Here is a 24,119-nt window from a genome sequence, read left to right on the forward strand (position 1 = left end):
CCCCGCTCCTGACTCCGGCCCCCACCATGCCCCTCGCCCTCGTCCATAGCCGCGCCCTGGCAGGCATGGAAGCGCCGCCGGTGGCCGTGGAGGTGCACCTGGCCAACGGCCTGCCGGGCTTCACCCTGGTGGGCCTGCCGGAAGCGGAGGTGAAGGAGGCCCGGGACCGGGTGCGGGCCGCCCTCATCACCAGCGGCTTCGAGTTCCCGGCCAAGCGGGTCACGGTCAACCTGGCCCCGGCCGACCTGCCCAAGGAATCGGGCCGCTACGACCTGGCCATCGCCCTCGGCCTGCTGGCCGCCTCCGGCCAGATTCCCGCCGCCCGGCTGGACCAGTATGAATTCGTCGGCGAACTGTCCCTGTCCGGCGAACTGCGCCCCGTGCGCGGCGTCCTGCCCATGGCCCTGGCCGCCGCCCGGGCGGCAAGGGCCTTCGTCCTGCCCCTGGCCGACGGCGCCGAGGCTGCCTGGGTCCGCCGCGCCCATCCCGACACCTCCATCCTCCCCGCTGCCAGCCTGCTGGCGGTGTGCGCCCACCTGCACGGCCAGGAACTGCTGGCGGAACAGCCGGAACCGCCGCCCCCGGCGCCGGACACCTACCCGGACCTGCGCGACGTCAAGGGCCAGGCCCAGGCCAAGCGGGCCCTGGAGATCGCCGCCGCCGGCGGCCATTCGCTCCTTTTCAGCGGCCCGCCCGGCACCGGCAAGTCCATGCTGGCGGCGCGCCTGCCCGGCCTGCTGCCGCCCATGAGCGAGGCGGAAGCCCTGGAATCGGCCGCCATCCTCTCCCTGGGGCGCCAGTTCCGCCCCGAGGCCTTCTCCCGCCGCGTCATGCGCAGCCCCCACCACACCTCCTCGGCCATCGCCCTGGTCGGCGGCGGGGCCCAGCCCCGGCCCGGGGAGATTTCCCTGGCCCACCACGGCGTGCTGTTCCTCGATGAACTGCCCGAATTCGACCGCCGGGTCCTGGAGGCCCTGCGCGAACCCCTGGAAAGCGGCCACATCCATGTTTCCCGGGCCGCCTCCCGGGCCGATTTTCCCGCCCGCTTCCAGCTGGTGGCGGCCATGAATCCCTGTCCCTGCGGCTATCGGGGCCATCCCCGGCGGCTCTGCCGCTGCACCCCGGACCAGGTGGCCCGCTACCGGGGGCGCCTCTCCGGCCCCCTGCTGGACCGCATCGACCTGCTGCTGGAAGTGCCCGACCTGGGCGCCGAGGAACTGCAGGCCGCCCCGGACGGGGAAAGTTCGGCCCAGGTGCGGCAGCGGGTGGTCCTGGCCCGGGAGCGGCAGTTGCAGCGCCAGGGCGTCTGCAACGCCCGGCTCGAGGGCAGCGAACTGGAGTACCATTGCCGGCCGGACGCCGACGGGGCCGCCCTGCTGCAACAGGCGGTGCGCCGCCTCGACCTGTCGCCCCGGGCCTACCACCGGGTCCTGCGGGTGGCCCGCAGCATCGCCGACCTGGCTGCAGCGCCGCAGATCGGCGCCGCCCAGGTGGCCGAAGCCCTGCATTACCGCCGCAACGAAACTCCCGGCTGATTGCCTTGCCTGAAGGGCATGCCCCGGCGCCGGCCGGACCCGCCCCCTTGATTCCATTGAGCCGCCCTTGATTTCCTACCGCCTCCTCGCCGTCCTCCTGGCCACCCTGTCGGCCCTCGGCCCCTTTTCCATCGACACCTACCTGCCGGCCTTCCCGGAAATGGGCCAGAGCCTGGGGGCCACCCCGCTGCAGGTGCAGCAGACCCTCACCGCCTACCTGCTGCCCTTCGCCATCATGACCCTGTGGCACGGGGCCCTCTCCGACGCCCTCGGGCGCCGCCGGGTGATCCTGTGGGCCCTGGTGCTGTTCGGCCTGGCCTCCGTCGGCTGCACCCTGGCCACCAGCATCGAGCAGCTGTGGTTCTTCCGTGCCCTGCAGGGCATGACCGCCGGCGCCGGCATCGTGGTGGGCCGCGCCGTGGTGCGGGACGTCTTCCAGGGGGCCGAGGCCCAGCGCCTGATGGCCCACGTGGCCATCATGTTCGCCCTGGCGCCGGCCATCGCTCCCATCATCGGCGGCTGGCTGCACGTGGCCTTCGGCTGGCGCTCCATCTTCCTGTTCCTGGTCCTGGCCACGGCCCTGCTGCTGGCCGCCTGCTGGCGCTGGCTGCCCGAGACCCTGGCCCCGGAGACCCGCCAGCCCCTGCATCCGGGCTACCTGATGGGCGCCTACCGGGCCGTGCTCACCTCCCCGGGCTTCCTCAGCGCCTCCCTGGCCATCTCCTTCAACTTCCTCGGCTTCTTCATCTACGTCATGTCGGCCCCGGTGTTCCTCATGCAGCACCTGGGCCGTTCGGAAACCGAGTTCTACTGGCTCTTCGGCCCGGCCATGGCCGGCCTCATGGGCGGTTCCTGGATCTCCGGCCACCTGGCCGGGCGCATCACGCCCCGGGCCACGGCCCTGGCCGGCTACGCCCTGATGGGCCTGGGCGCCGCCATCAATCTGGCGGTCAGCTTCGGCCTGCCGCCGGGCATTCCCTGGAGCGTGATCCATCTGCTGGTGTACAACGTCGGCATGGCCATGGCCATGCCCTGCCTGACCCTGATGGCCCTGGACCTGTTCCCCCGGCAACGGGGCCTGGCCGCCTCCTGCCAGACCTTCCTGCAGGCCGGCATGAACACCGTGGCGGCGGCCCTGCTGGCGCCCCTGCTGTGGGACACCACCCGCCACCTGGCCCTGGGCTCGACCCTGCTGCTGGCCCTGGGCCTGGCCTGTACCCTGCTGCACCTGGGCCTGCCCCGCCGGACGCCAGCCACCTGACATTTTCCCGGGGGCCGCCGCTATACTGGAACTCCTTCACGGTCGGTTCCAATCATGGGTGCAGCCCCGTCCAGACAGAACGAATCCACCATCCGCCGCAGCCTGCTGATCCGGGTGGCGGCCCTGGTCTTCGTTTCCATCGCCCTTTTTTCCTTCGGCCTCTACGGCCTCATCATCCGGCCCACGGTGCACGACCTGGCCGCCCGGGAGATGCGGGGTGCCGTCGAAGCCATGCAGAGCCGCATCTCCCAGAAGGTGGGGCAGGTCGAGTACGTGGCCCGCATCGCCCGCACCTGGGGCGAAAACGGCGAGCTGGACCTGGACGACGTGCGCGCCTTCAACCAGCGCTTCATGCCCATGCTGCGCAATTCCCCGGTCATTTCCTCGGTCATCTTCGCCGACAACCAGGGCCGGGAAATCCTCCTGCTGCAACGTCCCGACGGCGCCTGGAACAACCGCATCACCGACGTACAGCGGCACGGCAAGGAAGTGCGCTGGATGGCGTGGCAGGACGAACGCACCCTGCTTTCCGACGAACGGGTCGTCAAGGACTACGATCCGCGCCAGCGCCCCTGGCATCGCGGCGCCCTGGCCCTGGAGCGGGACGATGACCTGCACTGGACCCTGCCCTACACCTTCTTCACCGCCCAGCAGCCCGGCATCACCCTGTCCACCCGCTGGCGCCGCGGCGGCGAGACCTATGTGATCGCCTTCGACGTGCTGCTGGCCGACCTTTCCCGCTTCACCGGCAGCCTCAGCGTCGGCGACCACGGCCACGCCGCCGTCCTCACCAACGACGGCCTGCTGCTGGCCCTGCCGCGCCACCCGGGCTACAGCAGCGACGACCAGGTGCGCCAGGCCCTGCTGCAGCCGGCGGCCAAGTCCCCGGTGGAATCCCTGCGCCTGGCGGTGGAGCACTGGGAGCAGAACGGCCGCGGCGCCTTCTTCACCACCCTGGGCAGGGAACAATGGATCACCAGCGTCCAGCCCCACCGGCTGCAGGACCAGCAACTCTGGCTGGTGGCCCAGGCGCCCCTGTGGGATTTCATTCCCGGCGCCCTGCGGGACGTGCTGCTGCTGGCGGTGCTGGCGGTGCTGGCCCTGGGCCTGGGTGTGGTGATGGCGGCCCGCCTGGCGCGCCGCGTCGCCGTGCCCCTGGACATCCTGGCCGGGGACAGCGAACGCATCGGCGCCCTGGATTTCTCGCCGCGCCAGTACCGGCGCACCGGCTGGCGCGAGATCGACCGTCTCGCCGCGGCCCAGGAGCACATGCGGGAAACCCTGCAGGACGCCACCCTGCGCCTGGAGGAACGGGTCGAGCAGCGCACCCGGGAACTGGCCGACGCCCGGGAGGAATCGTCGCGGCAGCTGGTGCTGCTGCAGGCCATCATGGACAGCATGCCCAACCCGGTCTTCTTCAAGGATGCGGAAGGCCGCTTCCTCGGCTGCAACCGGGCCTACGAGGACACCTTCGGCGTCGGCCGCGGCCAGATCGTCGGCAAGACGGTGCGGGAACTGCCCTTCCTTGCCGAGGAGGAAAAGCAGGAGCTGCAGGCCGTCTCCGAGGCCATCATCCGGGACGGCATCATGATGCACCGGGAACTGCAGCTGCCCTTCGCCGACGGCCTGCGCCACGACACCCTCTACTGGGCCAACGGCTTCAGCCGGGAGGACGGCACACCCGGGGGCATGGTGGGCGTGGTGGTGGACATCTCCGAGCGCAAGCTGATGGAAGAGGAACTGCGCCGGGCCCGGGCCACGGCCGAGGAGGCGACGGAGGCCAAGTCCCTGTTCCTGGCCAACATGAGCCACGAAATCCGCACCCCCATGAACGCCATCATCGGCATGGCCCACCTGGCCATGAAGACCGAGCTGACGCCGAAACAGCGGGACTACGTGGGCAAGATCCACAATGCCGCCATCTCCCTGCTGGGCATCATCAACGACATCCTGGACTTCTCCAAGATCGAGGCCGGCAAGCTGTCCCTGGAAAACGTGCCCTTCAGCCTGGAGGACGTGCTCGACAACGTCTCCGGCCTGCTCGGGCTGAAGGCCAACGAAAAGGGCCTGGAGCTGCTGTTCAACGTCAATGCGGGCACCCCGGCCGGCCTGGTGGGGGACCCCCTGCGCCTGAACCAGATCCTCACCAACCTGGTCTCCAACGCCATCAAATTCACCGAGCGGGGCCAGATCACCCTCACAGCCCGGCCGGTGGACCAGGCCGGGGACCGGGTCAAACTGCAGTTCTGGATCGAGGATACGGGCATCGGAATGAGCCGGGAGCAGCTGCTGCACCTGTTCCAGGCCTTCACCCAGGCCGACGGCTCCACCACCCGCAAGTACGGCGGCACCGGCCTCGGCCTTTCCATCTCCCGCCGCCTGGTGGAAATGATGGGCGGCACCATCTGGGCCGACTCGACCCTGGGGGAGGGCAGCACCTTCTGCTTCACCGCCTGGTTCGGCCGTGCCGAGGAACTGGCCCGGCCCCGCACCCTGCCAGCCTCCCTGGCCGGCCTGCGGGTGCTGGTGGCGGACGACAACGGCGCCGCCCGGGAAATCCTCGGCGAAGCCCTGCGCCACCTGGACCTGCGCCCCGACCTGGTGGCCTCCGGCGCCGAGGCCCTGGCCCAGCTGACCGAAATGCAGGGCGGCGCCGACCCCTACCGGGTGCTGTTCCTCGACTGGCAGATGCCCGACCTGGACGGCGTCAGCACCCTGCACAAGCTGCAGCAGGCCCTGCCCCAGGCCCAATGGCCCCGGGTGGTGATGGTGACGGCCTACGACCAGGAGGAACTGCGGCGTCAGACGGAAAACCTGGGCATCTGCGGCATCCTGGTGAAGCCGGTGAGCGCCTCCACCCTGTTCGACGTCCTCGTCAGCCTGGTGGACACGGACAACGCCCCGGCCACGCCCCTGCACATCGCCGCCCCCCAGACCCGCATCGACGGCATGCGCATCCTGCTGGCCGAAGACAACGAGATCAACCAGCAGATCGCCGTGGAACTGCTGCAATCCATGGGCGCCCAGGTGACGGTGGCCGGCGACGGCCTGCAGGCGGTGGAACTGCTGGAACGCTCCCCGGACGACAGCTTCGACCTGGTCCTGATGGACCTGCAGATGCCCCACCTGGACGGCTACGACGCCACCGAACGGCTACGCTGCCAGCAGCGCTTCGCCCACCTGCCGATCCTGGCCATGACCGCCCACGCCATGCCGGAGGAGCGGGAGCGCTGCCTGGCCATCGGCATGAACGACCATCTGGCCAAGCCCATCGACCCCACCGCCCTGGCCGCCACCCTGGCCCGCTGGTACGAGGAACGGCCGGGCGCCTCGGCACCGGCGCCAGCCCCCGCCAAGGATGGGACGGATGCGCTGCCCCCCATCCCCGGCGTGAACACGACCCAGGGCCTGGCCCGCATGGCCGGCAACCAGGCCCTCTACCGGCGCCTGCTGCTGCGCTTCGTGGACACCCAGACCGGCACGGGGGAGCACATCCGCCAGGCCCTGGCCGACGGCGACATCACGGCGGCCGAACACCTGGCCCACACCCTCAAGGGCGTCGCCGGCAACATCGGCGCCGAAGTGCTGCAGCAGAAGGCCACGGCCCTGGACCAGGCCCTGCGCCGCAACGACGGCCAGGGGCAGAAACTGGAGTCCCTGCGGCAACGCCTGGCGGAAGAGCTGGCGGCCGTCACCGGGGCCATCGCCGCCGCCCTGGCGGAAGAGGGCGGCCCGGCGCCGACCCAGGCAGCCCCCCTGGATGCGGTTCAGCGCCACCGGGCCCGCCAGCTGCTGGCCGAGCTGGCGGAACAGCTGGAAGCCAGCGAAATCCACGCCGGCCAGCTGTTCCGGGAAAGCCGCGCCCTCCTGGCCGGGCTGCTGCCGCCGGCGGACCTGACAGGTCTGGAAAAGGCCATTGCCGATTATGATTACGACCGGGCCCTCAACATCGCCCGGGCCCATCTCTAGGGAGGGATGCCATGAGCCTCAATCTGGACTTCACGACCCGGCCCGTGATCCTGGTGGTGGACGACACCCCGGACAACCTGACCCTGATGGCCGAGCTGCTGCAGGACCGCTACGCCATCAAGGTGGCCAACAACGGCGAGCGGGCCCTGCGGGTGGCCGCCGGCACGCCGCCGCCGGACCTGATCCTGCTCGACATCATGATGCCGGACATGGACGGCCTGGAAGTGGCCCGGCGCCTGCGGGCCGACCCGGCCACCCGGGACATTCCCTTCATCTTCCTCACCGCCCGCAGTCAGATCGAGGACGAGCGCCAGGGCTTCGAGCTGGGCGCGGTGGACTACATCACCAAGCCGGTAAGCCCGCCCATCCTCCTCGCCCGGGTGCACACCCACCTCACCCTGAAGGCCGCCAAGGATTTCCTCAAGGACCAGAACGCCTACCTGGAGAGCGAGGTGCAGCGCCGCACCCAGGAGGTTTCCATGATCCAGGACGTGACCATCATGGCCATGGCCTCCCTGGCGGAAACCCGGGACAACGAAACCGGCAACCACATCCGCCGCACCCAGAACTACGTGCGCATCCTGGCCCGGCAGCTGCAGGGCCACCCCCGCTTCGCCGCCTTCCTCAGCGACGCCAACATCGAGCTGCTGTACAAGTCCGCGCCCCTGCACGACATCGGCAAGGTGGGCATTCCCGACCGCATCCTGCTCAAGCCGGGCAAGCTGACCCCGGAAGAGTTCGAGATCATGAAGACCCACACCACCCTGGGCCGGGACGCCATCCTCCACGCCGAAGTGCGGCTCAACTCGCCCAACACCTTCCTCCGCTTCGCCCGGGACATCGCCTATGCGCACCAGGAGAAATGGGACGGCAGCGGCTACCCCCTGGGCCTGCGGGGCGACGAGATTCCGGTGGCGGCCAGGCTCATGGCGGTGGCCGACGTCTACGACGCCCTCATCAGCCGCCGGGTGTACAAGCCCCCCTTCCCCCATGAGCAGGCGGTGCAGATCATCAGCGAAGGGCGCGGCAAGCACTTCGATCCAGACATGGTGGACGCCTTCCTCCAGGTGGCCGAGGATTTCCGCAGCATCGCCGCCACCTTCGCCGACACCGAAGGCGACGCCCAGCTGGAGGCGGAGCGGGTGCGCCTGCAATTCACCGAGGCCGCCCCGTGAAGGGCCGTCCCCTGGCCGTCCTGGCCCTGCTTTTGGGCCTCTCCCTGGCGGGCTGCGACTACCTGGCCCTGCAGGACCTGAAGCCCGGCACCTCCACCGACCTGGAAGTGCGGGACCGCTTCGGCACCCCCGCCATGGAATGGCACAACGAGGACGGCAGCCTGACCTGGGAATATCCCCGGGGCCCGGCCGGGGTGGACACCTACATGATCACCCTGGGCCCCGACCGCATCCTGCGCTCGGTGGAACAGGTGCTGACCGAGGCCAACTTCGCCCGCATCGAAAAGGGCATGAGCCAGGAGCAGGTGCGGCGCATCCTGGGCCGGCCGGGCAGCATCAACCACTTTCCCCTGAAGCCGGAAACCGTGTGGGACTGGCGCATCGCCGGTATCCCCGCCAGCGACGAAACCCACTTCCACGTGCACTTCGGTGCGGACGGCCGGGTCAGCGGCACCTCCCGGCGGGTGGAAGCGAAGGCCTGAAGTCGCCGATCGGCACGGAGCCCCCTGTTTTTTATCAAGTTTTGCTTGGCAGCGGGGGCCGCAAAAAGTAAACTTGCGACCCTGCCGAGGAGCGCTGCGACCCGACCGGTTTTTTCCGGACTCCGGGCCAGGCTCGGCAACGATCAACGGCGCTCGCAAACCCCCGAAATGGTTTGTGGCGCCGTTTGCTTTTCCAGCATGCAAAGTGGCGGCGCCCGGCCGGTGAATACTGAAACGCCGAGGTAATCCATGCAGCCCGACCGCAGCTCCGAACTCTCCGCCCTTCTCCAGCAGCGCCTCCTGATCCTGGACGGCGCCATGGGCACCATGATCCAGCGCCACGGGCTGACCGAGAAGGACTACCGCGGGACCCGCTTCGCCGACCACGCCCACGACCTGAAGGGCAACAACGACCTGCTGCTGCTGACCCGCCCCGAGGTCATCCGCGGCATCCACGCCGAATACCTGGCGGCCGGCGCCGATATCCTGGAAACCAACACCTTCAACGCCACCAAGGTGTCCCAGGCCGACTACAAGCTGGAAGCCATCGTCTACGAACTGAACGTGGCCGGCGCCAGGCTGGCCCGGGAAGTGTGCGACGAATTCACGGCAAAGAACCCGGCCAAACCCCGCTTCGTCGCCGGGGTGCTCGGCCCCACCAGCCGCACCGCCTCCATCTCTCCGGACGTGAACGATCCCGGCTACCGCAACGTCACCTTCGACGAGCTGGTGGAAAACTACCTGGAAGCCATCCGCGGCCTCACCGACGGCGGCGCCGACATCCTGCTGGTGGAGACGGTGTTCGACACGCTGAATGCCAAGGCCGCCCTGTTCGCCATCGAGACCTTCTTCGACAAGGTGGGCCGCCGCTGGCCGGTGATGATCTCCGGCACCATCACCGACGCCTCCGGCCGCACCCTCTCGGGCCAGACCGCCGAGGCCTTCTGGAACTCGCTGAACCACATCAGGCCCCTCTCCTTCGGCCTCAACTGTGCCCTCGGCGCCAAGGAACTGCGCCAGTACGTGGAGGAGCTGTCCCGGGTGTGCGACTGCTTCGTCTCCGCCCACCCCAACGCCGGCCTGCCCAACGCCTTCGGCGGCTACGACGAGACCCCGGAGCAGCTGGCCGAGGAAATCGCCGACTGGGCCAGGCACGGCTTCGTGAACATCGTCGGCGGCTGCTGCGGCACCTCGCCGGACCACATCGCCGCCATCGCCAAGATGGTGGCCGGCATCGCCCCCCGGGCCATTCCGGCGATCGAGCCCCAGCTGCGCCTCTCCGGCCTGGAACCCTTCAACGTCGGCCCCGACAGCCTCTATGTGAACGTGGGCGAGCGCACCAACGTCACCGGCTCCAAGGCCTTCGCCCGCATGATCCTGGAAGGGCGCTACGACGACGCCCTGGCCGTGGCCCGACAGCAGGTGGAAAACGGTGCCCAGGTCATCGACATCAACATGGACGAGGCCATGCTGGATTCCGTGGCCGCCATGGAGAAGTTCCTCAAGCTGATCGCCTCGGAGCCGGATATTTCCCGGGTGCCCATCATGCTCGACTCCTCCAAGTGGGAGGTGATCGAGACCGGCCTCAAATGCATCCAGGGCAAGGGCATCGTGAACTCCATTTCCATGAAGGAAGGGGAGGCCAAGTTCCTGGAGCAGGCCAAGCTGGCCCGCCGCTACGGTGCCGCCGTCATCGTCATGGCCTTCGACGAGAAGGGCCAGGCCGACACCTACGCGCGCAAGACCGAGATCTGCAAGCGGGCCTACGACCTGCTGGTCGGTATCGGTTTCCCGGCCCAGGACATCATCTTCGACCCCAACATCTTCGCCATCGCCACGGGTATCGAGGAGCACGACAACTACGCGGTGGACTTCATCAACGCCACCCGCTGGATTCGTGAAAACCTGCCCCACGCCCAGATTTCCGGCGGCGTCTCCAACGTCTCCTTCTCCTTCCGCGGCAACGACCCGGTGCGGGAAGCCATCCACACCGTCTTCCTCTACCACGCCATCCAGGCCGGCATGACCATGGGCATCGTCAACGCCGGCATGCTCGGCGTGTACGACGACCTGGAACCGGAACTGCGGCAGAAGGTGGAAGACGTGGTGCTGAACCGCCACCCCGGCGCCGGCGAAGCATTGGTGGAGTTCGCCCAGACGGTGAAGGAAGGCAAGGCCAAGGACACGGGGCCGGACCTCACCTGGCGCACCCTGCCGGTGGAAAAGCGCCTGGAGCACGCCCTGGTCAAGGGCATCACCGAATTCGTGGTGGCCGACACCGAGGAAGTGCGGGCCGCCCTGGCTGCCGCCGGCAAGCCGCCCCTGGCCGTCATCGAAGGCCCCCTGATGAACGGCATGAACACCGTGGGCGACCTCTTCGGCGCCGGCAAGATGTTCCTGCCCCAGGTGGTGAAGTCCGCCCGGGTGATGAAGCAGGCCGTGGCCCACCTCATTCCCTACATCGAGGAAGAGAAGGCCCGCACCGGCGCCTCCTCCAAGGGCAAGATCGTCATCGCCACGGTCAAGGGCGACGTGCACGATATCGGCAAGAACATCGTCGGCGTGGTGCTGGGCTGCAACGGCTACGACGTGGTGGACCTGGGGGTGATGGTGCCCACCGAGAAGATCCTGCACGCCGCCAAGGAGCACGGCGCCCAGGCCATCGGCCTCTCCGGTCTCATCACCCCGTCTCTTGAAGAAATGAGCCACGTCGCTTCCGAAATGCAGCGCCAGGGCTTCAACGTGCCCCTGCTCATCGGCGGCGCCACCACCAGCCGGGCCCACACCGCCATCAAGATCGCCCCCAACTACCAGGCACCGGTGGTCTATGTACCGGATGCCTCCCGGGCCGTGGGCGTGGTCACCAGCCTGCTCTCGGAAGGCCAGCGGGAGAGCTACGCCGCCGAGGTGGCCGCCGACTACGCCAACATCCGCCAGCAGCACGCCGGCAAGAAGGGCAGCGCCATGGTGACCCTGGCCGAGGCCCGGGCCAACCGCCTGCCCTGGGATGCCACCCTGGTGCCGACGGTGCCGCAGAAGCTGGGCCTGCAGGTGCTGCAGGACATCGACTTGGCCACCCTGGCCGAGTACATCGACTGGGGCCCATTCTTCCAGACCTGGGACCTGGCCGGCCGCTTCCCCGCCATCCTCGACGATGCGGTAGTGGGTGAGACCGCCCGGGGCGTCTATGCCGACGCCCAGGCCATGTTGCAGCAGATCATCGAGGAGAAGTGGCTCCGGGCCGGTGCCGTCTTCGGCCTGTGGCCGGCCAATGCCGTCGGCGACGACATCGTCTTCTACGCCGACGAGCAGCGCAGCGTGCCGGTGCTGACCTGGCACGGCATCCGCCAGCAGCACAAGCGGCCCGAGGACAAGGCCAACCTGTGCCTCTCCGACTACGTGGCGCCCAAGGAAAGCGGCGTCGCCGACTATGCCGGCGCCTTCGCCGTCACCGCCGGCCTGGGCATCGAGCAGAAGCTGGCCGAGTTCGAGGCGGCTCACGACGACTACAAGTCCATCATGCTCAAGTCCCTGGCCGACCGCCTGGCCGAAGCCTGCGCCGAGTGGCTGCACCAGAAGGTGCGCAAGGAGGACTGGGGCTACGCCGCCGACGAGCAGCTCTCCAACGAGCAGCTGATCAAGGAAGAGTACCGCGGCATCCGCCCGGCCCCCGGCTACCCGGCCTGTCCCGACCACACCGCCAAGGGCGGCCTGTTCCAGCTGCTGCAGCCGGAGGCCAACATCGGCATGGGCCTCACCGAGAGCTACGCCATGACGCCGGCGGCGGCCGTTTCCGGCTTCTTCCTGGCCCACCCCCAGGCCCAGTACTTCGCCATCCAGAAGATCGGCCAGGACCAGCTGGAAGACTGGGCCGGCCGGGCCGGCTTCACCCTGGAGCAGGCCAAGCGCTGGCTGGCGCCCAACCTGTAACGGCACCTGCCCCCAGGGGCGGGAGGGACGGCCATCTCCGGCATGGCATGGCCGGGAAGCCCGTCTTTCCTGCCTTCCAGGCCACCCCCTTCCCAGCGCGGCCCGCCCTTCCCGGCGGGCCGTTCTGCTTTTGCTGCACCGCCAGACCACGGGCATTTTCTTGGTGCCATAATGAAATCGCCATGGCGTCTCCCCATGGGGTGCCGCCGGGCCAGATTGCCGGGGGCAGCGCACATTCCTTTAACAAGCCTCCCGGACTCCAACCAAAAATAACGAGGAGGTTCCAATGAATCAAAAACTGGCATACGTCACGGGGGGAATGGGCGGCATCGGCACCGCCATCTGCCAGCGCCTGCACAAGGACGGTTTCAAGGTCGTCGCCGGCTGCGGCCCCACCCGGGACTACAAGCAGTGGCTGGAGGAACAGAAAGCCCTGGGCTACACCTTCTACGCCAGCGCCGGCAACGTGGGCGACTGGGATTCCACGGTGGAGGCCTTCGCCAAGGTCAAGGCCGAGCACGGCCCGGTGGCGGTGCTGGTGAACAACGCCGGCATCACCAAGGACGGCCAGTTCCGCAAGATGAGCAAGGCCGACTGGGACGCGGTGCTGTCCACCAACCTGGACAGCCTGTTCAACGTCACCAAGCAGGTCATCGAGGACATGATCGAGGCCAATTTCGGCCGCATCATCAACATCTCCTCGGTGAACGGCCAGAAGGGCCAGTTCGGCCAGGTGAACTACTCCACCGCCAAGGCCGGCATCCACGGCTTCACCATGGCCCTGGCCCAGGAGGTGGCGGGCAAGGGCGTCACGGTTAACACCGTCAGCCCCGGCTACATCGGCACCGACATGGTCCGCGCCATCCGCCCCGAGGTGCTGGAGAAGATCGTCGCCACGGTGCCGGTGAAGCGCCTGGGCGAGCCGTCCGAGATCGCCTCCATGGTGGCCTGGCTGGCTTCCGACGAGGGCGGCTACGCCACCGGCGCCGACTTCTCGGTGAACGGCGGCCTGCACATGGGCTAAACCGCGCTTCGCGGCGGCCCGCGGCCGGCCCGTCCCTCCGGGGGCGGGCCGGCTTTTTTTCGCCCGGCAATAAGTTGTTACCTGAATTTACCGGATACGGCATGGACGCCCCCGGCTCATGGTGGTTTCATATCAAGAAACAAAGCCGCTCGAGATCGTCATGAAAAACATCAAGCTCACCCTGTGGGGCCTGTTCCTGGGCCTGTCCACCCTCTGGCTGCTGGCCGACAGCCTGCTGCCTGCCCCCTTCACCTACTTTTCCTTCCGCGGCGTCTTCGTCCAGTACACCGGCCTCCTGCTCATGGGCGCCATGAGCCTGGCCATGATCCTGGCGGCCCGGCCCAAATGGCTGGAGCCCCGCCTCAACGGCCTGGACAAGATGTACCGCCTGCACAAATGGCTGGGCATCAGTACCCTGGTGCTGGGCGTCATCCACTGGTGGTGGGCCCAGGGCACCAAGTGGATGGTGGGCTGGGGCTGGCTGGTCAAGCCGGCGCGCAAGGGCGCCGGCCCGGGTGGTCCCGGCGGCCCTGGCGGCCCCGGCATGGGCGCGGACACCCTGGCCGAATGGCTGCGCAGCCAGCGGGGCCTGGCGGAGAACATCGGCGAATGGGCCTTCTACGCCGCCGTGGTGCTGCTGGTGCTGGCCCTGGTGAAGCGCTTCCCCTACCACCGCTTCGTGCAGACCCACAAATGGCTGGCAGCCCTCTACCTGCTGCTGGTGTACCACGCCCTGATCCTGTTCAAGGCCGAATACTGGAGCCAGCCGGTGGGCTGGGCCCTGGCCCTGCTGCTGCTCGGCGGCACGGTGGCGGCCTGGCTGGTGCTGTCCCGCCGGGTCGGCGCCGGGCGCAAGGTTGCGGGACGCATCGAAAGCCTCACCTACTACCCGGAACTGCAGGTGCTGGAAACGGCGATCCAGCTGGAGCCAGGCTGGGCCGGCCACACCGCCGGCCAGTTCGCCTTCGCCACCTCGGACCAGGGGGAGGGCGCCCATCCCTACACCATCGCCTCGGCCTGGGAGCCGGAGAACCGGCGCATCGTCTTCATCACCAAGGCCCTGGGCGACCACACCAGCCGCCTCCGGGAAAAGCTCAAGGTGGGCGCCGGCGTGGTCGTCGAAGGCCCCTACGGCTGCTTCGACTTCAACGACCGGCAGCCCCTGCAAATCTGGATCGGCGCCGGTATCGGCATCACCCCCTTCATCGCCCGCATGAAGCAGCTGGCCGCCCGGCCCGGGCAGCAGAGCATCCACCTGTTCCACCCCACGGCGGAATACTCGGAGGCTGCCATCGCCAAGCTGCGGGCCGATGCCGCCGCCGCGGGGGTGCATCTGCACCTGCTGGTGAGCCCCCGGGACGGCCTGCTGGATAGGGAACGCATCCGCCAGGCCGTGCCCGACTGGCGCCAGGCCAGCCTGTGGTTCTGCGGCCCGCCCGCCTTCGGCCAGGCCCTGCGGCAGGATTTCCAGGCCCAGGGCATGGCGGAGGAACGCTTCCACCAGGAACTGTTCCAAATGCGCTGAGGCCCCGAGGGGCGGGCGGAAGGGAATTGGTCATCAAAAAGCCTTCCAGCCCGCCTACAATAGCGGTTTGATCCTCAGCACACTGCGCACGCACACGGAATTCGCCATGACTTTCAAGGTATTCATCGACGGCCGCCACGGCACCACCGGTCTCAAGATCGACGAGCGGCTCTCCATCCGCCCGGAAATCGAAATCCTCACCATCCCCGAGGACAAGCGCAAGGACCCGGCGGTCAAGGCCGAGTACATCAACAACGCCGACGTGGTCTTCCTCTGCCTGCCCGATGCCGCCTCCCGGGAATCCGTGGCCCTGCTGGCCCCGGGCAACACCAGGACCCGCTTCCTCGACGCCTCCACCGCCCACCGCACCAACCCGGACTGGGTGTACGGCCTGCCCGAACTCAACGGCGGCCAGCGCGAGCGCGTCGCCAAGGCCCAGAAGGTGGCGGTGCCCGGCTGCCACGCCAGCGGCTTCATCATGCTCATGGCGCCCCTGGTGGCCGGCGGCATCGTGCCCAAGGACTACCCGGTCAGCACCTACTCCATCACCGGCTACAGCGGCGGTGGCAAGGAAATGATCGCCAGCTACGAAGAGCCCGCCAGCCTGCCGGACGCCATGAAGAGCCCGCGCTTCTACGCCCTCGGTCTCGCCCACAAGCACCTGCCGGAAATGCAGATGCAGACCGGCCTGGCGCACCAGCCCCTGTTCACCCCCATCGTCGGCAACTTCGCCCAGGGCATGGTGGTGGCGGTGCCCCTGCTGCCCCGGATGCTCGGCAAGAAGGTCACCCCGGCCGACCTGCAGGCCTTCTACAGCGAGTACTACGCCGGCGAAGTGTTCGTGAAGGTGATGCCCCTGGATGCCGCCCCGGTGCTGGACAACGGCTTCCTGCCGGCCACCGCCTGCAACGACACCAACCGGGCCGAGATTTTCGTCTTCGGCCACGGCGAGCAGATCCTGGTGGCCTCCCGCTTCGACAACCTGGGCAAGGGCGCCTCCGGTGCCGCCATCCAGTGCATGAACCTGATGCTGGGCGTGGACGAGGCAACCGGCCTGGCCGTATAAGCACCGCCCATCGCACCAACGAAAAGGCCGGCCCGGGCAATCCGGGCCGGCCTTTTCTTTTATGCCCAGCTCAATCAAGTGATCCAATTTGATTGACGAAAGCGCTCCGGAATCGGGCAGCCTCGGTGCTAGTCTTGGCTCATCACTTCGACCGAGCGCCAGCATGGACCAAGACCGCCTCCCAGTACGCCAACGCCTTATCAGCGCCGCCCTGGAGCGCTTCCTCGCCGATGACTACCACCGCGTCACTACCCGTCAGATCGCCGAACAGGCAGGCGCCAACGTTTCCATGATCCGCTACTACTTCGGCAGCAAGGAAGGGCTTTACGAAGAGATGATCCGGGAAAGCCTGGCCCCCTTGCTGGAGGTGCTGGATGGCCCCCTGTTCGACGCAGTGGACGGCTTCGGCAGTCTGCTCCGGCTGTACTACGACACCATGGCCGGCCAGCCCCAGTTTCCCAAGCTGATCCTCAAGGTCCTGGCGCTCAACCAGGGCCCCGGCCGTCGCTTCATCCAGCAGCTGCTGGAACGGGGCCGCAACCGGGGCTCCCGGCGGGTGGAGGGGCTCAAGGCCAGTGGCCAGGTGGATGCCGGCACGGACCCGGACATCCTGCGCCTGGCCTTCGTCAGCCTGGCCATGACGCCCATGCTGCTCAAGGACATTTTCGAGGAGCAGATGGAACGGCCCATGGATGGCGAATTTCTCGCCCGCCTGGCCGATTTCAACGGCCATCTTTTTACCGCCGGACTCAAGCCCGCCGCCGACTGAGGAGCCCCGCCATGACCTACCAGCGCCACGCCGGAGCCGTACGCCGTTTCGGCCGCGTCATGCGCTTCGCCAGCCGGGTGCAGCAATGGCCGACACGCCTCACCCCGGCCCCGTTCCGCCTGCTGCAGATCGGCTCGGCCTTCTGGCAGTCCCGCGCCCTCTACGCCGCCGCCCGCCTGGATATTGCCACCCGACTCGGGGAGGAAACCCTGACGGCGGAGGAGATCGCCTCGCGCATCGCAGCCGATGGGGATGCCATCGCCCGCTTGCTGCGGCTGCTGGCAGCCCTGGGAGTGTTCCGCGAAACGGCGCCCCGCCGCTTCGCCAACAATGCACTGTCCGGCTGGTTGCGCCGGGATCACCCGCGGAACCTCAGGGCCATGATCCTCCTGCACAACGATCCAGCCATGTGCCGCCCCTGGTATGAATCCCTGGAAGAAGGTCTACGCGAGGGTAGGGCGCCCTTCGCCCTCAGCCACGGTCAGGAGCTCTTTCCCTATCTGACGGACCATCCCGAACTGGAGCGCTTGTTCGCCGACGCCATGGATAGCGTGGAAGCCCTGAGCGGCGACAGCTTCGCCACTGACTTTGACTGGAGCCGCTTCCATCACCTGATCGACCTGGGGGGGGCCCGCGGCAGCAAGGCCCGCACCATCCTGCGCCACCACCCCCGGCTGCGGGCCACGGTGGTGGAGCGGCCCAGCGTGGTGGCCGAGGCCCGGCAGCATCGGGAAGGCGATGCAGAAGCGGAGCGCCTGACCTTCCTGGCCGCCGACCTGCAAAGTTACCAGCCACCGCCGGCCAGCCCCGGCGATGTCTTCCTCCTCGCCGCCGTGCTGCATTGCCTGGACGATGCCGAGGCCGCTGCCGTGCTCGGGCGCGTGGCCGCCGCCGGCGCCCCCGTGGTCGTTCTGGAACAGGTGTTGCCGGAACAGGGGGCCGACCTGACCGCCGCCTCGTTCGACATGCAAATGTTCATGGGCACCCGGGGGCGGGAGCGCACCCAGGCGGAATGGCAAGCCCTGGCCGTGAAAGCCGGGGTGGTGCTGGAAGAAATCGTGGCCCTGCGCAGCTTTGCCCGGATTCTGGTGTTCCGCCGGGGCCACTGAGACCGCTCAGTAGAGCAGGAAGGGCGCCCGCGCCATCTCCCACGCTGCCTCGTCCGGCCGCACCAGGGCGTCGAAATCGGCCGGGGTGGCGGCGGCATCATCCACCCATTCCCGCAGCAGGGGGCTGCCGTTGATGAGGTCGATGGCCAGGCGGTCCCGTTCGTATTCGTAGGGGAAGTCACGCCAGATCGGGTAGTCGGGCTGCAGGCGACGCAGGGCCTTGAAGGCCAGGGTCTGCAGGCGCCAGGGCTGGAAGGCGGCGTGGTCGTAGTGGGCCGGGTCTTCGACGTGGATCTGCACGCCGTGGCACAGCTTGCCGGCGTGCTTGTGGAAGGTGGGCTCGAACCAGCATTCCCGCAGCACGCAGCCCTTGAGCCATTCGGGGGCCAGGGCGCCCATTTCGGCGATGATCGCCCGGGCGTCGATGTCCGGGGCGCCGAAGAGTTCCAGGGGGCGGGTGGTGCCCCGGCCTTCGGACAGCGTCGTACCTTCCAGCATCACCGTGCCGGCGTAGGCTCGGGCCATGGAGAGGTTGGGGGCGTTGGGGCTGGGATTGACCCAGCTGCGCTCGCCCAGGGGCCAGCCGTAGCCGGGGCCGGCTTCGGGCTGCCAGCCGGCCATGGTGATGACCTGGCAATCCACGTCCAGCTTGAGGGTGGCGATGAACCAGCGGGCCAGTTCGCCCATGGTCAGGCCGTGACGCATGGGCAGGGGACCGGCACCGACGAAGCTCTCCCAGCCCTGGCGCAGCAAGAGGCCTTCCACCGGACGGCCGGCGGGGTTGGGACGGTCCAGCACCCACACCGACTTGCCGTGCTTGGCGGCGGCCTCGAGCACGTAGCGCAGGGTGGTGATGAAGGTGTAGATGCGGCAGCCCAGATCCTGCAGGTCCACCAGCAGCACGTCGAAGCTGTCCATCATGGCGTCCGTGGGCCGGCGCACTTCGCCGTAGAGGCTGAAGACGGGAATGCCGTGCAGGGGGTCCACGTAGTCCGGGGATTCCACCATGTTGTCCTGCTTGTCGCCGCGCAGGCCGTGCTGGGGGCCGAAAGCGGCGGAAAGCTCGAGGTCGGACAGGGCCGCCAGGGCGTCCAGGGAATGGGTCAGGTCCCGGGTGACGGAGGCGGGATGGGCGAGGAGGGCGACCCGCTTGCCCGCCAGGGGGCGGCGCAGGGCGGGGTCGGCGAGCAGGCGGTCGAGGCCAAACTGGATCATGGGATGTCCTACAGGTCGGGCAGGGCGAGGGGAACGGCAAGCGCGAATCCGTCCCGGTGGTGAAAGTCGGCTTTGCCGGCGGGGTGGGCCAGGGCCCAATAGGAGAGCAGGCCGTCGGCCTGCTCCACCACAGTGGTCAGGGCCAAAAGCAGCTCGCCGTCGCCGGCAGGCAGGGCTTCGGCGGGCAAGGCAACGCGGAGGCTCAGGCTGCCCTCAGCCACTTGCCACTCCAGATGGGGCGCCGGCAGGGTGACATTTTCCAGGCGCTGGCGGTAGGCAGCGAAGGCGTAACCGGCCCACTGGCCGGAGGGGGAGAAGTTGTACTCCCGATACGCCTCGCCGCCCCGGCGGAGGAAGACCTCGAAACAGGTGTGGGCCCACAGCCGGTCGGGCGCCACCGGTGCGGCGGGGGAGGGCAGGCGCAGGGCGGCCAGATCGCCGGCGAGGCGGTAGTCCAGTTGCAGGCCGCCGCTGCCATGGGCGGCCACGGCTACCGCAATACCGGCCACGGCAGGAGCCGGATGCTCGGGATGGGGCGTCAGGGCGCGGTTGGCGGGCAAGGAGGTCATGGGCAAAAGGGGGAAGGCGCCGGGCATGGGGAAAATGGGCAAGCAGGGGCGAAGTTTAGCCCAGCCCGGGCCGCCCCGGATGCCGCGGGGCCGGCGAAGGGCCTTACAATTTGGCCCATGCTCCCGATCCGCTACGTCGAACCCGTGTTCCGCCCGCCCAGCGAGGCCGAATCCCTGATCCTGCCCGTCACCGACGGCTGCTCCTGGAACCAGTGCACCTTCTGCGAGATGTACACCGCCCCCCAGAAGCGCTTCCGCGCCCGGGAGGAGGAAGAGGTGCTGGAGAGCATCCGCCGCGTCAGCGCCCAGTACGGCAGCCAGGTGCGGCGGGTCTTCCTGGCCGACGGCGACGCCCTGGTGCTGCCCACCCGGCGCCTCCTGGCCTACCTGGAAGCCATCCGCAGCCACCTGCCGGCGGTACGGCGAGTGTCCAGCTACTGCCTGCCGCGCAACCTGCGCAAGAAATCCGTGGACGAGATCAAAGCCCTCAAGGAAGCCGGCCTCTCCATGGCCTATGTCGGCGCCGAATCCGGTGACGACCTGGTGCTGGAAAAGGTGAAAAAGGGCGAGACTTTCGACAGCACCCGGGAGGCCCTGGCGAAGCTGGGGGAGGCCGGCATCACCCGCTCGGTGATGATCCTCAACGGCCTGGGGGGCCACGCCCACTGGCAGCAGCACGCGGAAAACTCCGCCCGCCTGGCCAACGCCACCCAGCCCGAATTCCTTTCCACCCTGGTGGTCAGCTTTCCCATGGGGGAAGAGCGCTTCCGCGCCGACTACCCGGAGTGGGAACCTCTCGACCAGATGGGCCTGTTCCGCGAGATGGAGCGCTTCCTCTCCCTGCTGCAACTGAAGCGCACCGTCTTCCGCAGCGACCACGCCTCCAACTGGCTGGTGCTGAAGGGCAACCTGCCCACGGACCAGGACAAGCTGCTGGCCCAGGTGCGCGCCGCCCTGGCCGACCCGGCCCACGCCCCCCTGCGGCCCGCCTGGGCCCGGGGCCTGTGAGGCAGACGCCATGAGCCACGGCGTACCCCTGCGCAGCTTCAAGGACCGGCTCCGCCAGGTGGCCCTCTTCGAACTGCTCGGCCTGCTGCTGATCACCCCGGGCTTTGCCTGGGTCTCGGGCCAGTCCATGGAAAGCGCCCTGGGCCTGCTGGCCGTGCTGTCCCTCATGGCCGCCCTGTGGAACGGCGGCTACAACACGGCGGTGGACTGGCTGCAGGCCCACCACTTCGGCACCCGGGCCGACCAGCGCGGCTGGCGCGGCCGCATCCTGCACGCCCTCTGTTTCGAGGGCGGCCTGCTGCTCCTGACCCTGCCGGTGATCGTGCTGTGGACCAGCCTTTCCTGGTGGGCCGCCCTGGTGGCGGACCTGGGCCTGGCCCTGGTGTATACCGCCTACGCCTTCGTCTTCAACCTGGCCTACGACCGGCTCTTTCCCATCGTCCCGCCGCCAGCGTAGACCGCCACCAGCCGCAGCCCCAGGGGCGAGGGCAGGGCCTGCAGGGCGAAGTCGAAGCGGTTGGCCTCGGCGCACAGGTCCAGGTCGGCGGGGGGCAGGTGGGGCTGGTCGCCGGCGGCGAAGCGGCGGCCGAAGTCCGACTGCCGCACCCGCTCGGAGAAGGGCTCCGGGGAAGGATCGCCGCCCTGCAGCAGGGCTTCCAGGTAATCGGCGCAGGCCACGTCCTCGTCGCCGTCCCGGTCCGTCCATTCGCCGGTGATGACCAGGGTCACCCGGGGCACGCCGGCGGCCAGGATCACCGCCGCCGTGGCCCGGGCATTGAGCAGGGCCGCGCCGAAGAGCAGGGGTGCCGTCCGGTAGCGGCTGAGGCCCCGCACCCCGGCGGCTGTGCAGTGGATCAGGGTGCGCCCCTGCAGCTCCGCCCCCTGCACCGCGCTGGGGGAATTGCCGTAGTGGTAGCCGGGGATGGGGGCGCCGCCGCCCACCGCCCCCACCAGCAGGGCCTGGGGCAGATGCTGCAACAGCAGCAGGCCGTCGCCGGGGGCGGCCACCGGGTACAGCTCCCGGGCGCCCCGATGGATGGCCCAGGCGGCGGTGGAGAAGGAGCGCAGCACATCGATCACCACCACCGCCCCGGTGGGTTCGGGGGCGGCACTGAGTCGGTTCAGGTAGCGGCGTTCGACAAGGGGCGGGGGCATGGTGCCCCCATGCTAGCAAAGCCGGGCAGGGCGCGGAATCCGGGGCCTTTCCGGACGTCGCCGGGCTTCAGATGCGGCGCCGCATCGCTGCCCCGGGGAACGGCGGCCACGACACGGAAGAGGTCTATCCGCTGGCCCGCCGGTAGCCGACCAGCGGAGCGGAGTGGCCTGGGCCGGCAGCAGCGCTGCGGCGCGGGAAGTCAGCCGATGCCGCCCCTACCGTTGCTCATGGGGGACTGCCGGCTAGCGCCCCATTCAGGCGGCGGCCAGTTGCAGGCGGTTGCGGCCGGCTCTTTTGGCGCCGTAGAGGGCCTCGTCGGCCTGGTGCACCAGGGTTTCGGCATTCGCCTCCCGGCTCGGCACCACGCTGGCAATGCCGAGGCTGACGGTGACGATGCGGGGAGCTGTTGCCTCATGGGGCAGGGCCAGGGCCCAGATCGCCTGCTGGATGTTGCGGGCGATCTCCTGGGCCTCGGGGGCGGAGGTATTCGGCAGCAGCACGACAAACTCCTCCCCGCCATAACGCGCCACCAGATCGCTGGCCCGCCGCCCCGCCCGGGTGAGCACCCCGGCCAGGGCCTGCAGGCAGGCGTCCCCCTCCAGGTGGCCGTAGTGGTCGTTGAAATGCTTGAAGAGGTCCACATCCAGCATGATCAGCGCCAGGGGAGCGGCGCTGCGCTGGGCCCGGCTCCACTCCTGCACCAGGGTCCGGTCGAAAGCCCGGCGGTTGGCGATGCCCGTCAGCCCGTCCGTATAGCTCAGGGCCTCCAGCTTGGCATTGGCCTCTTCCAGGGCCCGGGTGCGCTCCTCCACCAGGGCCTCAAGCTCCCGGTTGCGCTCGTGCAGGCCCTGGAGGGGATACACCTCCCCGTCCCGGACCAGATGATAGGGAATGGAAATGCCGCTGTGGGCGATCATCCAGGCGCCGTTTTCCTGCTTGAACAGGAGCACCAGCCGGGCCGTCTCCCGGGACAGGATATGGTCGGGCAGCGGCAGGTGGATATGGAAGAAGGCCGTGACCAGGACCACGTCGGCACTGATGTCCTGCAGCGACAGATCCAGCATTTCGATGCGCAGGGGTTCGGCAACCTGGGCAAAGTCCTGGCGGGTGATCTTGACCCATTCGGCCTTGTCCTTCACCAGGAAATCACCGCCACCGGTATAGCCGCTGAAGTTTTCGCTGAAGCGGGAGGTCAGCCGGTCATCCCGGGTGGCGTACATCTCGATGTATTCATCAAACAGGGAGCGGATCAGGCGCTGTCGTTCTGGGTCCATGGGCAGTGTCATTGAGGAGATCGTCAGAGCCAATGATGCCTGAAAACGAAGGCGTAGAATGGCGCCTTGCGCCCTTCTCCGGCACTCAACCCTCCGCCCGACCTGACGCCACGCCATGCTACCCAACTTCCTGCAAGCCGACGCCGACCTGCAAGCCCTCAACACCCTGGCCCTGCCGGGACGCGCCGCCTTCCTCGGCACCATCACCGCAACGGCACAACTGGCGGCCCTCTCCGCCGTGCCTGCCCTGCAAGGCAAGCCCCGCTTCATTCTCGGCGGTGGCAGCAATCTGGTGCTCAACGGCGACTTCCCCGGCCTGGTGCTGCGCCTGGCCATCCCCGGCCGGGAGCTGGCGGCGGAAGACGACGAGGCCTGGTACATCCGCGCCGGCGCCGGCGAAAACTGGCACGACTTCGTGCGCTGGACCCTGGCCGCCGGCTACCCGGGCCTGGAGAACCTCTCCCTCATCCCCGGCACCGTCGGCGCCGCGCCGATCCAGAACATCGGCGCCTACGGCCTGGAAGTGGGGGAACGCTTCCACCACCTGGAAGCGGTGGACCTGACCACCGGCGCAGCGGTGCGCTTCGACCGCCACCAGCTGCGCTTCGGCTACCGGGACAGCCTCTTCAAGCAGGAGGGCTGGCACCTCGACGGCCGCTACGCCATCACCCACGTCACCTTCCGCCTGGAGAAGCACTGGCAGGCGGTGACCCGCTATGCGGACGTGGCCAAGGAACTGGCCGCAGCCGGCATCGCCGCCCCCACGGCCCTGCAGGTGTCGGACGCCATCATCGCCATCCGCCAGCGCAAGCTGCCTGACCCGGCCCAGGTGCCCAACGCCGGCAGCTTCTTCCACAACCCGGTGGTGGACGCCGCCACCGCCGCCCGGCTGGCGGCCGAGTACCCGACCCTGCCCCAGTACCCCCAGCACGACGGCCGGGTGAAGCTGGCCGCCGGCTGGCTGATCGAGCAGGCGGGGTGGAAGGGGAGGAATCTGGGGCCGGCGGGGATGTATGAGAAGCAGGCCCTGGTGCTGGTGAATCGTGGCGGGG

Annotated in this window: 18 protein-coding genes and 1 riboswitch; of the genes, 14 read left to right on the forward strand and 4 right to left on the reverse strand. The window is 68.8% G+C overall.

All coding sequences use genetic code 11. The features are described from left to right. Positions 1-26: 26 nt before the first annotated feature. From AC1RTA_RS13080 to AC1RTA_RS13130, 11 genes are all read left to right on the forward strand, one after another. The gene (locus AC1RTA_RS13080; RefSeq protein WP_492784951.1) at positions 27-1,535 is read left to right on the forward strand and encodes a YifB family Mg chelatase-like AAA ATPase; all 1,509 of its coding nucleotides are present in this window, start codon (positions 27-29) and stop codon (positions 1,533-1,535) included. Positions 1,536-1,602: 67 nt separating this feature from the next. Beyond that, a complete protein-coding gene (locus AC1RTA_RS13085; RefSeq protein WP_492784939.1) occupies positions 1,603-2,796 on the forward strand; it encodes a multidrug effflux MFS transporter in 1,194 nt (397 codons plus the stop codon). 54 nt (positions 2,797-2,850) lie between these two features. Continuing rightward, positions 2,851-6,765: a response regulator gene (locus AC1RTA_RS13090; protein WP_492784940.1), complete on the forward strand. Its 3,915-nt coding sequence runs from the start codon at positions 2,851-2,853 to the stop codon at positions 6,763-6,765. A gap of 11 nt (positions 6,766-6,776) precedes the next feature. Further along, positions 6,777-7,940: a response regulator gene (locus AC1RTA_RS13095; RefSeq protein ID WP_014235885.1), complete on the forward strand. Its 1,164-nt coding sequence runs from the start codon at positions 6,777-6,779 to the stop codon at positions 7,938-7,940. Next, positions 7,937-8,422 (forward strand): outer membrane protein assembly factor BamE domain-containing protein, encoded by a 486-nt coding sequence (bamE, locus tag AC1RTA_RS13100; RefSeq protein ID WP_152090145.1) that lies wholly within the window; start codon positions 7,937-7,939, stop codon positions 8,420-8,422. The genes AC1RTA_RS13095 and bamE overlap by 4 nt, the downstream gene beginning before the upstream one ends. Before the next feature lie 80 nt (positions 8,423-8,502). Beyond that, positions 8,503-8,584, forward strand: a riboswitch (S-adenosyl-L-homocysteine riboswitch). A gap of 87 nt (positions 8,585-8,671) precedes the next feature. Beyond that, positions 8,672-12,352, forward strand: coding sequence for a methionine synthase (gene metH, locus AC1RTA_RS13105; RefSeq protein ID WP_492784941.1), 3,681 nt, complete (start codon positions 8,672-8,674; stop codon positions 12,350-12,352). Positions 12,353-12,638: 286 nt separating this feature from the next. Then, positions 12,639-13,376, forward strand: coding sequence for an acetoacetyl-CoA reductase (phbB, locus tag AC1RTA_RS13110; protein WP_014235888.1), 738 nt, complete (start codon positions 12,639-12,641; stop codon positions 13,374-13,376). A 160-nt stretch (positions 13,377-13,536) separates the two neighbouring features. Then, a complete protein-coding gene (locus AC1RTA_RS13115) occupies positions 13,537-14,901 on the forward strand; it encodes a ferredoxin reductase family protein (protein ID WP_492784942.1) in 1,365 nt (454 codons plus the stop codon). 106 nt (positions 14,902-15,007) lie between these two features. Then, positions 15,008-15,967, forward strand: coding sequence for an N-acetyl-gamma-glutamyl-phosphate reductase (gene argC / locus AC1RTA_RS13120; RefSeq protein WP_492784943.1), 960 nt, complete (start codon positions 15,008-15,010; stop codon positions 15,965-15,967). A gap of 163 nt (positions 15,968-16,130) precedes the next feature. Further along, positions 16,131-16,736 (forward strand): TetR/AcrR family transcriptional regulator, encoded by a 606-nt coding sequence (locus tag AC1RTA_RS13125; RefSeq protein ID WP_130459659.1) that lies wholly within the window; start codon positions 16,131-16,133, stop codon positions 16,734-16,736. 11 nt (positions 16,737-16,747) lie between these two features. After that, entirely contained in the window at positions 16,748-17,845 is a 1,098-nt protein-coding gene (locus AC1RTA_RS13130; RefSeq protein WP_492784944.1) for a methyltransferase, read from the forward strand. A 6-nt stretch (positions 17,846-17,851) separates the two neighbouring features. Here the strand turns inward: AC1RTA_RS13130 and AC1RTA_RS13135 are convergent, their stop codons facing one another. Together AC1RTA_RS13135 and AC1RTA_RS13140 are read right to left on the reverse strand one after the other, a co-directional pair. Continuing rightward, positions 17,852-19,060, reverse strand: coding sequence for an exo-beta-N-acetylmuramidase NamZ family protein (locus AC1RTA_RS13135; RefSeq protein WP_492784945.1), 1,209 nt, complete (start codon positions 19,058-19,060; stop codon positions 17,852-17,854). 8 nt (positions 19,061-19,068) lie between these two features. Then, positions 19,069-19,629, reverse strand: a complete 561-nt coding sequence (locus AC1RTA_RS13140; protein ID WP_492784946.1) for a DOMON-like domain-containing protein — start codon at positions 19,627-19,629, stop codon at positions 19,069-19,071. 117 nt (positions 19,630-19,746) lie between these two features. Between AC1RTA_RS13140 and AC1RTA_RS13145 the strand changes: the two genes are divergently transcribed. Together AC1RTA_RS13145 and AC1RTA_RS13150 are read left to right on the forward strand one after the other, a co-directional pair. Then, positions 19,747-20,637 (forward strand): radical SAM protein, encoded by an 891-nt coding sequence (locus AC1RTA_RS13145; RefSeq protein ID WP_492784947.1) that lies wholly within the window; start codon positions 19,747-19,749, stop codon positions 20,635-20,637. Between the two features lie 10 nt (positions 20,638-20,647). Then, a complete protein-coding gene (locus AC1RTA_RS13150; RefSeq protein ID WP_492784948.1) occupies positions 20,648-21,094 on the forward strand; it encodes a PACE efflux transporter in 447 nt (148 codons plus the stop codon). Here the strand turns inward: AC1RTA_RS13150 and AC1RTA_RS13155 are convergent. Both AC1RTA_RS13155 and AC1RTA_RS13160 read right to left on the reverse strand, forming a co-directional pair. Then, the gene (locus tag AC1RTA_RS13155) at positions 21,055-21,792 is read right to left on the reverse strand and encodes a 2-phosphosulfolactate phosphatase (RefSeq protein ID WP_014235896.1); all 738 of its coding nucleotides are present in this window, start codon (positions 21,790-21,792) and stop codon (positions 21,055-21,057) included. The genes AC1RTA_RS13150 and AC1RTA_RS13155 overlap by 40 nt on opposite strands. Before the next feature lie 255 nt (positions 21,793-22,047). After that, a complete protein-coding gene (locus AC1RTA_RS13160; protein WP_492784949.1) occupies positions 22,048-23,067 on the reverse strand; it encodes a diguanylate cyclase domain-containing protein in 1,020 nt (339 codons plus the stop codon). 115 nt (positions 23,068-23,182) lie between these two features. On the opposite strand from AC1RTA_RS13160, the gene murB reads away from it, so the two are divergent. Further along, a partial coding sequence (gene murB, locus AC1RTA_RS13165; RefSeq protein WP_492784950.1) for a UDP-N-acetylmuramate dehydrogenase occupies positions 23,183-24,119 on the forward strand: 937 nt, incomplete at its 3' end.

Source organism: Azospira sp. MPR-E4 (assembly GCF_058809645.1).